The 10,492-nt window shown below is 73.2% G+C and carries 13 protein-coding genes; 4 read left to right on the plus strand and 9 right to left on the minus strand.

Annotated features, from left to right (window positions below; genetic code table 11):
* Positions 1 to 313: 313 nt before the first annotated feature.
* Positions 314 to 901 carry a GNAT family N-acetyltransferase gene (locus tag LCE31_RS29955; RefSeq protein WP_225019858.1) on the minus strand — a complete coding sequence of 196 codons (588 nt, stop codon included), beginning with the start codon at positions 899 to 901 and terminating at the stop codon, positions 314 to 316.
* Between the two features lie 244 nt (positions 902 to 1,145).
* Here LCE31_RS29955 and LCE31_RS29960 point away from each other — a divergent pair, with 244 nt between their 5' ends.
* The gene (locus tag LCE31_RS29960) at positions 1,146 to 2,096 is read left to right on the plus strand and encodes a hypothetical protein (RefSeq protein WP_225019860.1); all 951 of its coding nucleotides are present in this window, start codon (positions 1,146 to 1,148) and stop codon (positions 2,094 to 2,096) included.
* Positions 2,097 to 2,127: 31 nt separating this feature from the next.
* On the opposite strand, the gene LCE31_RS29965 is transcribed toward LCE31_RS29960, so the two are convergent.
* A complete protein-coding gene (locus tag LCE31_RS29965) occupies positions 2,128 to 2,775 on the minus strand; it encodes a TetR/AcrR family transcriptional regulator (protein WP_225019862.1) in 648 nt (215 codons plus the stop codon).
* A gap of 252 nt (positions 2,776 to 3,027) precedes the next feature.
* On the opposite strand from LCE31_RS29965, the gene LCE31_RS29970 reads away from it, so the two are divergent.
* A complete protein-coding gene (locus tag LCE31_RS29970) occupies positions 3,028 to 3,396 on the plus strand; it encodes a hypothetical protein (RefSeq protein WP_225019864.1) in 369 nt (122 codons plus the stop codon).
* Between the two features lie 63 nt (positions 3,397 to 3,459).
* On the opposite strand, the gene LCE31_RS29975 is transcribed toward LCE31_RS29970, so the two are convergent.
* Complete coding sequence (locus tag LCE31_RS29975; protein WP_225019866.1) at positions 3,460 to 4,032, minus strand: TetR/AcrR family transcriptional regulator; 573 nt, start codon at positions 4,030 to 4,032, stop codon at positions 3,460 to 3,462.
* A gap of 81 nt (positions 4,033 to 4,113) precedes the next feature.
* Here LCE31_RS29975 and LCE31_RS29980 point away from each other — a divergent pair, with 81 nt between their 5' ends.
* Positions 4,114 to 5,064: an NADP-dependent oxidoreductase gene (locus LCE31_RS29980; RefSeq protein WP_225019868.1), complete on the plus strand. Its 951-nt coding sequence runs from the start codon at positions 4,114 to 4,116 to the stop codon at positions 5,062 to 5,064.
* A 104-nt stretch (positions 5,065 to 5,168) separates the two neighbouring features.
* On the opposite strand, the gene LCE31_RS29985 is transcribed toward LCE31_RS29980, so the two are convergent.
* Positions 5,169 to 6,206, minus strand: a complete 1,038-nt coding sequence (locus LCE31_RS29985; protein ID WP_225019870.1) for an SDR family NAD(P)-dependent oxidoreductase — start codon at positions 6,204 to 6,206, stop codon at positions 5,169 to 5,171.
* Positions 6,207 to 6,436: 230 nt separating this feature from the next.
* On the opposite strand from LCE31_RS29985, the gene LCE31_RS29990 reads away from it, so the two are divergent.
* Positions 6,437 to 7,111 carry a TetR/AcrR family transcriptional regulator gene (locus tag LCE31_RS29990; RefSeq protein WP_225019871.1) on the plus strand — a complete coding sequence of 225 codons (675 nt, stop codon included), beginning with the start codon at positions 6,437 to 6,439 and terminating at the stop codon, positions 7,109 to 7,111.
* 23 nt (positions 7,112 to 7,134) lie between these two features.
* On the opposite strand, the gene LCE31_RS29995 is transcribed toward LCE31_RS29990, so the two are convergent.
* The 5 genes from LCE31_RS29995 to LCE31_RS30010 form a co-directional block, all read right to left on the minus strand.
* Complete coding sequence (locus LCE31_RS29995; protein WP_225019873.1) at positions 7,135 to 7,452, minus strand: DUF3099 domain-containing protein; 318 nt, start codon at positions 7,450 to 7,452, stop codon at positions 7,135 to 7,137.
* Between the two features lie 137 nt (positions 7,453 to 7,589).
* Positions 7,590 to 7,877, minus strand: a complete 288-nt coding sequence (locus tag LCE31_RS30000; protein ID WP_127832476.1) for a DUF1416 domain-containing protein — start codon at positions 7,875 to 7,877, stop codon at positions 7,590 to 7,592.
* A gap of 112 nt (positions 7,878 to 7,989) precedes the next feature.
* Positions 7,990 to 8,829 carry a sulfurtransferase gene (locus LCE31_RS30005; protein WP_225019875.1) on the minus strand — a complete coding sequence of 280 codons (840 nt, stop codon included), beginning with the start codon at positions 8,827 to 8,829 and terminating at the stop codon, positions 7,990 to 7,992.
* 226 nt (positions 8,830 to 9,055) lie between these two features.
* Entirely contained in the window at positions 9,056 to 9,148 is a 93-nt protein-coding gene (locus LCE31_RS41365; protein ID WP_374118588.1) for a putative leader peptide, read from the minus strand.
* A 331-nt stretch (positions 9,149 to 9,479) separates the two neighbouring features.
* A complete protein-coding gene (locus LCE31_RS30010; RefSeq protein ID WP_225019877.1) occupies positions 9,480 to 10,211 on the minus strand; it encodes an LmeA family phospholipid-binding protein in 732 nt (243 codons plus the stop codon).
* Positions 10,212 to 10,492: the final 281 nt, after the last annotated feature.

Here is a 10,492-nt window from a genome sequence, read left to right on the forward strand (position 1 = left end):
GTGTTGCGGTAGAACGCGTCGACATCCCAGGCGTCCCACTGGTTGGGGAAGTCGGGGTGCAGCTGGAGCAGGTTGGCGGGCGGCCCCCCCCCCCCCCCCCCCCCCGCGGAGGCGCGGCCGGTCGGCCTGAACACCCCGCACGCGCGCGGAGGCCGGGCCGGTCGGCCTGTACACCACCCGCTCCCGCTTGGCCGCTCTCGCGGGCGGCCTCACGGCGGCCGGCGGCGCGGGCCGCGGGCCGCGTGCCGCTGACGGTGCTCGAACTCGCCTGCCCCGGCGAGGACTCAGGAGCGGGTCATGCGGGTCACACGGCTCACACGGGCGGCACGGGCGGCGTCGCCGCCTCGCGCCCGCCGCGCGCGGCGCGCCATTCTCTGCCGAGTATCGCGTAGACGGCGAGGTCCGCCCGCTCGCCCTTGAGCATCTCGCCCTCCACGAAGAGCGCCTCGCGCCGCATCCCGGACCGCTCCATGAGCCGCATCGACGCGTGGTTGCCGCCGTCGCACCGGCCGATCACGCGATGGAACCCGTACGTCTCGAAGGCGATCCGCAGCACTTCGCGCGCCGCCTCGGTGGCGTATCCGCGCCCCGCGTGATCCGGGTTCAGTACGAAGCCGATCTCGGCGCGCATGAGTTCCTCGGACAGCCACAGGAGGTTGAAGTCGCCGATGACCCGGCCCGTCTCGCGCAGTTCCACCGCGATGTTGAGGTTGTCGCCCTCGGCGGCGAGCTCGCTCTGGCCGACCCGCGCGGTGAGCGACTCGCGCGTCTCCTGCGCGGTGCGCGCCGACCACAGCAGATAGCGGGTGACCTCGGGGCGTCGCTGGATGTCGTGGAGGTCGTCGAAATCCTTCTCGGCGAAGGGACGCAGGATGAGCCGTTCGGTGTCGACGCGGTCCATGAGCAGCACCCCGGTCTCGGGCAGGATGTCAGGGGATCGAACCGGTGCATGCTAACAGGGGCGCCCACCAGTGGAGTTGACCTCGAACACGGCTGCGCTGCCGGGGAGCGGGGCCCGCTGACCGCTCTGGTGGCCGCCCGCGGGGTGTCCTCGCCGGGCTCCACGACGACGCTGCCGGGGGGCTGAGGAGGCGGGTCCCCGCGATCGGGGAACCGGCGCCGCGGGGGTCGCGTGTTCAAGAGGTATGCCATGGCAACGGGTCCGGTTCCTCACGGTCGTCGGGCTCGGCGGCGCGGCGCTCTGCGCCGTCCAGTACACGGCGGTGCTCCTCGCGCTGTTCGCCGGGCCCGCCGCTCTCGTGTGCGCCGTCGGCGCCGCGGTCCCGCTGGGCGTCACGGCGCTCGCCGGGATCGGCACCGGCGGCCGGCGGCACCTGCCGTACCTCCGTACCAGGTCAGGGCTCTGGATCTGGGCCTGCGCCGTGTACGCGGGCGGCTCCGCCGCCACTCTCGCGCTGGCCGCGCTCGCCCACGGGCCCGGCCGGGACCCTGCCCCGCCCGCGCTGCTGGCCGGCTCGGCGGTCTGCTTCGCGCTGAGTGCCGCGTCCTTCCTGCCCGGTGCCAGGGCCCGGCTCGCGGTCCTCGGCGCCACCGCGGTGTTCGCCGCCGCCGCAGGCACGGCCGCCTGGGCCGCCGCGCGCCCGCCCGGCACCGGCGAGTGGCTCGCGAGCCACCATGTCGACCGTGGCCTGCTCCGGCTCGGCGCCGCGCCGCGTGGTTACGCCCTGAGCCAATTGGCCGCCACGAGCGACGGGTTCAGCGCCAGGTACGACCACCGGGGCGGTACGGGCGGCGCGTTGCTGCTCACCGTGCGCCGCGTCTCGTACGAGCGCGAGCGCACGGCCGCCAACGGCTGCCCGGTGCCGTTCGGCCGCAGGTCCGTCTGCGCCGACGACGGCGGCGGCCGGCAGCGGGTGCGGTACGCGCGCCCCGACGCGCGCGGCGTCGCGGTGACGCCCGACGGCGCCGTGCCGCCCGGCGCGACCGACGAACTCCGGCTGCGCCGCGCGGGAATCGTCTGCATCGTCTCGTACGGGGGCGGAGGGGCGTTCGACCTGGGCGCGGCCCGGCATGTGCTCACGACACTGCGGCCCGCGACCGGGACCGAGCTGGCCGGACTGCGCAGGGCCCCCTGAGCCGTCACGCACGGCCCGGGCCGTCGGCGTCCTACGGGCGCCCGGAGTACACCCCCGCGCGGAGGGCGGCGAGGACCGCCGCCACCGCGCGTTCGCCCACGGCCTCGTCCAGCGGGCCGCCGCTCACCAGCACCCGGTAGTAGAGGGGCGCCGAGACGGCCCGTACGACCTCGTGCGGATCGGTGCCGGCCGGAACCTCGCCCCGGCGCTCCGCGAGGCGTACGCACTCGGCCCACTCCTCGACCCGGGTGTCGTAGAAGCGGCGCAGCGCCTCCGCGGTGCGCGCGTCGCCGGTGGCAGCCGCGATCACGGCCTTCAGGAGCGGGCCCTGGCGCGGGTCGTTGAGCGTCGAGACGACGAGCCGCGCGTTGGCCCGCAGGTCCCCGGCGAGCGAACCCGTGTCACTGCGCCGCACGGACTGCTCGGCCATGTCGTCCAGCAGGTCGGCGACGAGCCCCGCGGTCGTCGACCAGCGCCGGTAGACGGTCGTCTTGCCGACCTCGGCGCGGCGCGCGATGTCCGTGAGGTCGAGCCGGTCGAAGCCGCCTTCCGCGAGCGCGTCGCCCGCGGCGCGCAGCACGGCCGCACGCACCCGGGCCGTACGCCCGCCGGGACGCACCGTGCCCGGGACCCCGACCACGGCCCGGCTTCCGCCTCCGGCCTCACCGACAGCGTTCATCACGGGACTCCACTCCACTTCCCTCAACAGCTCTCCCCCACCACGACCATCGTAACGGAACCAGGGGCCCGTTAAATCTACCGGGAGGCCAGTCGGGCGCCCCGTCCCCGACAGCGCCGCCGCCGGGGCACCCAGCAGGTGACGGGCCATCGGATTTTACGGATAGCCATGCGGCATATGCCTAGAGTGATGGCGTGGCCTCCCCCACACACACGAAACCACGCACCGGCACGGAAGGTATGGAGAGAGCTGATGGCGGCACGGAGTAGTTACTTCCCCGGCCGGGGCACCCTGTTCGAGGAGCGGTTCTTCGCGGGCAAGGCGGAGGGGCAGGCCGAGGGCAAGGCAGAAGGAAAAGCCGAAGGAAGGGCCGAGGGGCTGGCGTCCGCGCTTGTGCGGGTGTTGGAGGGGCGCAAGATCGCGCTCTCCGCCGCGGAACGCGAGCGCGTCATCGCATGCACCGACCTCGACGCCCTCGGCGTCTGGCTGGACCGTGCGCTCGACGCCGTCACCGTGCACGAGGTCTTCGGTGAGGAGGGACGGCCCGGAGTGGGAGCGGAGGCCGAGGCGTCGGAGGCGTCCGTATCGGCCGGGACCTCGGAAGAACGCGCGGCGTCGTAGCCCCTCGCACCCGGGGGCGACTTCGCGATGGCGCCGCCGCCTCCCGGGTGACCGGCGACGGAGTCAGCGGACCGGCGGGGCGGGCGGCGCGACCACTTCGCGCAGTTCGGCGGCGGCCTGGGCGACGAGTTCGGAGAAGGCGGCGTCCGGGTCGGCCAGCCAGCGGGACGTGGCCCGCCGGGAGAGCGCCATCACCACGTCGATGATGAAGCGCGCCGTGCCGGGCTCGACGCCTCGGCGCCCGAGCGCCGGCACCAGCGCCTCCGCGATGTCGGCGAGCTTGATCAGATCGCGCTCGGCCAGTGCCGGGCTGTCGGCGATCACCTTGACGCGGCGCAGCAGGAACTCGCGGGAGCGGAAGACCTCGTCGGCGGTGCTCAGCGCGGTCAGCAGCGCCTCGAGCGGCCCGAGGCCCGGGTCGGCCGCCTCGACCCGTCCTACGAGGTGGGCCACGAGTTCGTGGCCGGCGAAGAGGACTTCCCGCTTGTCGGGGAAGTAACGGTAGAAGGAGCGCTCGGTCAGGCCGGCGGCGCGCGCGATCTGCGCGACCGAGGTGCGCTCGTACCCCTGGGTCTCGAACAGCTCAAGCGCCGCGCGCTCAAGCCGCCCCTGTGCGTCGGACTCCCATCTCGGCATGCGCCTCAGGATATGACAGCAGATGCTGTTGTCGCGCTAGGATCGATGACAACAGATGCTGTCATCGCACAGGAGATGGTCATGAAGGCTCTTCAGTTCGACCGGTTCGGAACCCCAGAGGTGATCGTGCTCCGCGATGTCCCGAAGCCGGAGCCGGGACCCGGACAGATCCGGATCGCCGTGCGGGCGTGCGGCCTGACCCCGGCCGACTGGGTGGTCGTCGACGGACTCTTCGCCGACCGGCTGCCGCCGCTGCCGCGCGGGCTCGGCCTCGAAGTCGCGGGCACCGTCGACGCGCTCGGCGAGGGCGTCACCGGCGTCGAGGCCGGCGACCGCGTGTTCGGCCCGGCCACCTTCGACGGCCCGACGGCCGGCGCCGCCGAGTTCGCGCTGATGGCGGCCTGGGCGCGCGTCCCCGAGGGCGTCACCGTCGAGCAGGCCGCCGCGCTGCCGATGGCGGCCGAGACGGCGTGGCGCGCGCTCGACGACCTCGGCGTCCAGCCGGGTGAGCTGCTGCTCGTCCACGGCGCGGGCACCACGGTGGGTGAGGCGGCGGTGCGCCTCGCGCTGCACCGGGGTATCCGGGTGATCGCCGCCGCGGGCCCGACCCGGGCCGCCGCCCTGGAGGAGATCGGCGCCCGGGTGACCGGCTACGGCGACGGCATGGCCGAACGGGTTGCCGCACTGGCCGGGGGCCGCGTCGACCGCGCCCTGGACAGCGCCCCGACCGGCGGCCGGATCGACCGGGCCGACCAGGCCGGCCCGGCCGGCGGCGCGCTGCCGGCCCTGATCGGGCTGACCGGTGACCCCGACCGCGTCCTCACCGTCTCGGACTTCGCCGCCGCGGCCGAGCTGGGGGTACGGATCACCACCGAGATGCGCTACGACGTGATGGACGAGTTCGCCCGGCTGGCCAGCGAAGGCGTCCTGGCCGTGTCGGTCGCCCGTACCTACAGGCTCGACCAGATCCAGGAAGCGGCGGAGCTCAGCCGGTCCCGCAGGCCCGGCGGCAAGCTCCTACTCGTCCCGTGACCGCCCGGCCGGCCCGGTCGTGCGAAGGGACTCGTGCGAAGGGACTCGTGCGAAAGGACTCGTGCGAAAGGACTCGTGCGAAAGGGGTCACGCGAAAGGGGTCTTCACGACCGCCGGTGATCACGTGGCGGCCGCGCCCGCTCCGCGGAAGGCGCGGTCAGGCCGGCCGAGATCTCCCACAGCCGCGCCGCCGCCTCCGCGGCCCGCGCGTGGGGCGCGATGCCGCGGCGCGCCGGCGGGACCTGGGGCAGGGCCTCCGCACAGTCCTCGAAGTAGCGCCCGCCGACGCCCGCGAGCAGCGGGGACGCCGCCAGCAGGGCGCTCGTGGCGGCGCCCTCCTCCACCGTCTTCCACTCGACCGCGCCGCTCGTCGCCTCGAAGCCCGCGGGCACCTTCGGGTTGAACTCGTCGCCTATGTAGCGCATCAGGTTGGTGCGGATGCGCCCCGGCGTCAGCGCGTTGGCGCGGATTCCGTCGGCGGCCCAGCGGCGGTCCGCCTCCAGCGCGAAGAGGATGTTGGCCGTCTTGGACTGCCCGTACACCTGCCACTCGTCGTAGGGGCGGCGCTCGAAGTGGAGGTCGTCGAAGTCGACGCCCGCGGCCAGGTGGCCGACCGACGACACGGACACGATCCGTGCCTCGCCCGCCTCGGCCGCGCCCGCCGCGAGCGCGCCGCGCACCCCGCACGCCAGGGCGAAGTGGCCGAGGTGGTTGACGGCGAACTGCGCCTCCCAGCCCTCGGCGGTACGCGTCAGGGGCGCGGCCATGATGCCCGCGTTGTTGACGAGGATGTGCAGCGGGCCCTCCCACGCCGTGCCGAACGCGGCGACCGAGGCCTGGTCGCCCAGGTCGAGCGGTGCGACGCGGAGGTGCGGGTTGCCGGTGGCCGCGGTGAGCCCGGCGGCGGTACGGGCGCCCGCGGCCGTGTCCCGCACGGCGAGCGTCACCTCGGCGCCCGCCGCGGCGAGCACGCGGGCGGTCTCGACGCCGATCCCGGACGTACTGCCGGTGACGATGGCGCGCCGCCCGGTGAGGTCGACACCCGCGAGGACCTCGGCGGCGGTGGAGTGCGCGCCGAACGGGGTGGTGATACGGGAAGGCCCCTTGGGGGTGCCCGTGGAGTCCCTGAAGTCTGTGGACATGGCTCTGCCTCTGTCTCTGATCCCGGAGAATCGCTGCGAACAGACGGTCTTGGTCGGTTCCGCGGCGCGACGGCGCGACGGCGCGATCCGAGCGGTTCGACGGTTCGACGGTTCGACCAGAGCGGTTCGGTGTTTCGGCGGTTCGACTAGAGTGAAAGCGGAGGGCTCTCCGCTACGACCAAGCTAACCGGAGGAGCCTCCGATTGGCAAGTGACGACGGAGGTACCCGCATGGCCGCGGACAGGACAGGGCCCCCACGAGCGACGCCCCGGGAGTCCGGCGGCGCCTCCCGCCCCCTGCGCGCCGACGCGCGCCGCAACCGGGAGCGCCTGCTGGAGGTCGCGGCCCGCGCCTTCGCCGACGAGGGTCCTGAGGTCACCCTGGAGCGGATCGCCAAGGAGGCGGGCGTCGGCATCGGCACGCTCTACCGGCACTTCCCCACCAGGGAGGCGCTGATCGAGGCGGCCCACCGCAGCGAGGTGACGCGGCTGTGCGAGGCCGTGCCCGGCCTGCTGCGCGACCATCCGGCCGACGTGGCGCTGCGCGCCTGGATGGACCAGGTCCTCGCCTATCTGACCGCCAAGCACGGCATGGCCGCGGCGCTGCGGGCGGTGATCGCCTCGGACCAGGCGCCCGCCCAAGACGTGGCGTCCGTCCAGGACCAGGCGCCCGCCGAGCACCCGTTCCGCAAGAGCCGCGCGACGCTGCTCGACGCGATCGGCACCGTACTGCGCGCGGGGGTCGCGGAGGGCGTGCTGCGCGCGGACGTCGAACCGTACGACATCCTGGCGGGACTCAGCGGTGTGTCGCTGGTCGCGGAGGTACTCGAAGGCGGCCCCGCCCGCCTCGCCCGCCAACTCGACCTGCAATTGGACGGATTGCGCCCCCGCCCGGGGGACGCGTAACGCGGGAGAAGACGGCGCCGCGCTCACGGCCTCCCGCGCCGGTTGTTCCTCTTGGCGTCGGAATCCTTCTTGTCCTTGTCGCTGGGGGCCGGCTTCTTCCCGTCCAGTTCGTCCCACCATTCGTCGGACGTGGAGTCGCCGGACGTCTCGTCCCACCACCGGTCCCCGCGCCCGCGCGAGTTTCCGACCATGGCCGCGACGGGGGGAATCACCATCGCCACGACACACATGGCGACGGCCGCCGGAATCGACCACAGCCGTACGAACGCCCAAGCGGATACGAAGAGAACGAGGCACCCGCACATGAGCGCGAAGTAACGACGACGGCGTCGCGTGTACATGCCTCCAGCGTACGACCGCCCTGTGGACAACGGCCAACGCTGCGGACGGACGCCGACGGCGCGCGGGACCCGCTCCCTGAGGAACGGGTCCCGCGCGCCGTATGCCGTGCCTGCCGGGGCGCCGGGGGCGCCCGCCGTCAGACCGCGATCGCGACCTCGGCGAGGCCGCCGGTCTGGGCGACGACCGTGCGGTCCGCGGTACCGCCGGGGACGAGGGCGCGCAGCGTCCAGGTGCCCTCCGCCGCGTAGAAGCGGAACTGTCCGGTGGCCGAGGTCGGCACCTCCGCCGTGAATTCACCGGTCGAGTCCAGCAGCCGTACGTAACCGGTGACGGGCTCGCCGTCACGGGTCACCTGGCCCTGGATGGTGGTCTCACCGGGCTTGATCGTCGACGCGTCCGGGCCGCCGGCCTTCGCTCCACACATACTTGCTCGTCCTCCGGGTCAGGCGGGTCTGGCACTTGCCTTGGATGCGGTGCGCCCACGCGGGCGCGCCGGGGTGCCTCGTCGGGCCGTTACTTCGCCGCGCCGAGCTCGATTACTTCGCCGCGCCGAGCTCGATCGGCACGCCGACCAGCGAGCCGTACTCGGTCCACGAGCCGTCGTAGTTCTTGACGTTCGTGACACCGAGCAGCTCGTGCAGCACGAACCACGTCAGCGCGGAGCGCTCGCCGATGCGGCAGTACGCGATGGTGTCCGTGCCCAGGTCGACCTGCTCGTCGGCGTAGAGCTGCTTGAGCTCGTCGTCCGACTTGAACGTGCCGTCGTCGTTGGCGTTCTTCGACCACGGGATGTTGCGCGCGGACGGGACGTGGCCCGGGCGCTGCGACTGCTCCTGCGGCAGGTGCGCAGGGGCGAGCAGCTTGCCGCTGAACTCGTCGGGCGAACGCACGTCGACCAGGTTCTGGCTGCCGATCGCGGCGACGACGTCGTCGCGGAAGGCGCGGATCGAGGCGTCCTGGGCCTTCGCCCGGTAGCTGGTGGCCGCGCGCTGCGGGACCTCTTCGACCAGCTCGCGGGCGTCGAGCTCCCACTTCTTGCGGCCGCCGTCGAGCAGCTTGACGCTGTCGTGGCCGTACAGCTTGAAGTACCAGTACGCGTACGAGGCGAACCAGTTGTTGTTGCCGCCGTACAGGATGACGGTGTCGTCGTTGGCGATGCCCTTGGCGGACAGGAGCTTCTCGAAGCCCTCCTGGTCCACGAAGTCGCGGCGCACCGGGTCCTGGAGGTCCGTCTTCCAGTCGATCTTGACGGCGTTCTTGATGTGGTTCTTGTCGTACGCCGAGGTGTCTTCGTCGACCTCTACGACGACGACCTTCTCGTCGCCGAGGTGCGACTCGACCCAGTCTGCGTCGACCAGGACGTCGGTGCGGCTCATGCTGTTTCCCTCCGGGGCAGTGTTCGGCGAGGTGCGAGGTGCTGTGGGGGGCGGGGACGGCCTCCGGTCCGCGCGCCCGTGCGTCGACGGGGCGACGGCAGGGGCAGGGCGGTCGCGGGGCGCGGTTCGCCCTCGATCGCAGGGCGGGGATTCCGGTACGCGGTGACGGGCCGCGGGGCGGCGCGAGGGCCGCCCGCCTCCTCCGTCCCGTACGCGCGGGTACCGGCTAAGCGTCGCGACAGAGCATGGTGGCAACGCGGCACAGGTCGACTGCCCGCCGCTTTGTGAGATCCACTCGCAGATCCACCCGTCGCTCCATAGGGGCGATCGTAAGGACGTCCGGACGGCCGTGTCACCGTTGCCTCACATGTTGAGACAGGACCGTCCGCAATGCGGTCGGCGGGAGGCGTGGCGGGGGCTGCGAGAGGTGCGGCGGGGGCTGCTGCCAGGAGCGCACATCCGCCGGGCACGGCCGGAACATCGCCGGAACATCCGGGGTATCTACGGGCCGGACGCCGCGTCTCACGATCCGGCCGCGGCGTCTCCTGCCCACGGCGTACCCGGCCCGCGGCCTGCCCGCTCGTCGTACCGACGCGGCGCCCGCGCGCCCCGCGCCCCCCGCGCGTCAGCCCGTTCAGCCCGTCAGCCCGTCAGCCCGTCAGCGCGACGTTCGTGCCCGTGCCCGAGAAGCGGAGTCCGTCCTGGGACGCCGTGACCTTCGACAGGGTCACCGTCGAGGGCAGCCCGTCGATCTTGAGGTCGGAGTTGATGAGCCCCTTGATCTGGTCGGCGAGACCGGGGACCGGGAGGCCCGAGACGTCGTCGAAGTCCAGCTTCAGCACGTCGCCCTTCATGGTGACCGTGCCGTACGCGGTCAGGGTCTTGCCCGCGAGGAGCCGCTCGACCAGCCCGGACGGGTCCGGGATGTGCTCAGCCTTCATCACCTGCGTGGCCTTGGCGACGACCTTGACCTGGCCCTTCGCGGCCCGCTCGGGACCCGCGTAGGAGACCGTGGCGCCCTTCGGGACCGCGGCGGCGAGGTCCGCGTACGAGACGCGCGCCGACCCCTCGGCCGTGCCCGCCGTCGCGGAGGAGAAGCTGCTGTCGATGCGGACGTTCTTCAGGACGGCCTTGACCTGCGTGATGTGGACGGCCTGGCCGTTCGCGGTCGCGGTGAGGCGGCCGAGGCCGACGTCGACCTCGTCCAGCGACTTGCCGGCCACCTGCGTCAGGAAGGGGAAGCCCTTCACCGACACGTCGGGCTTGCTGTCGAGGTTCTCGCTCGACTGGAGCCGGTCCGCGACCTTGCCCTCGGCGAAGTGCAGCGCGATCCGGTCGGCGGCCACGAACAGGCCGCCGATGATCACAACGAAGATCAGCAATATCCGGAGTGCGCGCATCCGCTCGGGTCCCCCATGTCGTCGGCTGTCGTCGGCTGTCGTTGGCTCTCGTCGGCTCTCGCCGGCTGTCCCCGGCAGCGCCGGAGCGGCGCGACCGTCCTCCCCCTGTGATGACGGTGAGCCTAGGCCAGTGGTTCACCCGGCCCTCGGCCGAGGGGCCCCCCCCCCCGCCCGGGCCCCGGGCCCCGATGGCGTACGGCGACGGCGCCCGGCGGGAGCTCAGCCGCCGAGCATCCCGAGGACGTCTCCGGTCACCGGGAGCG

It is taken from the genome of Streptomyces sp. 8L (genome assembly GCF_020176795.1).
GTDB lineage: Bacteria > Actinomycetota > Actinomycetes > Streptomycetales > Streptomycetaceae > Streptomyces.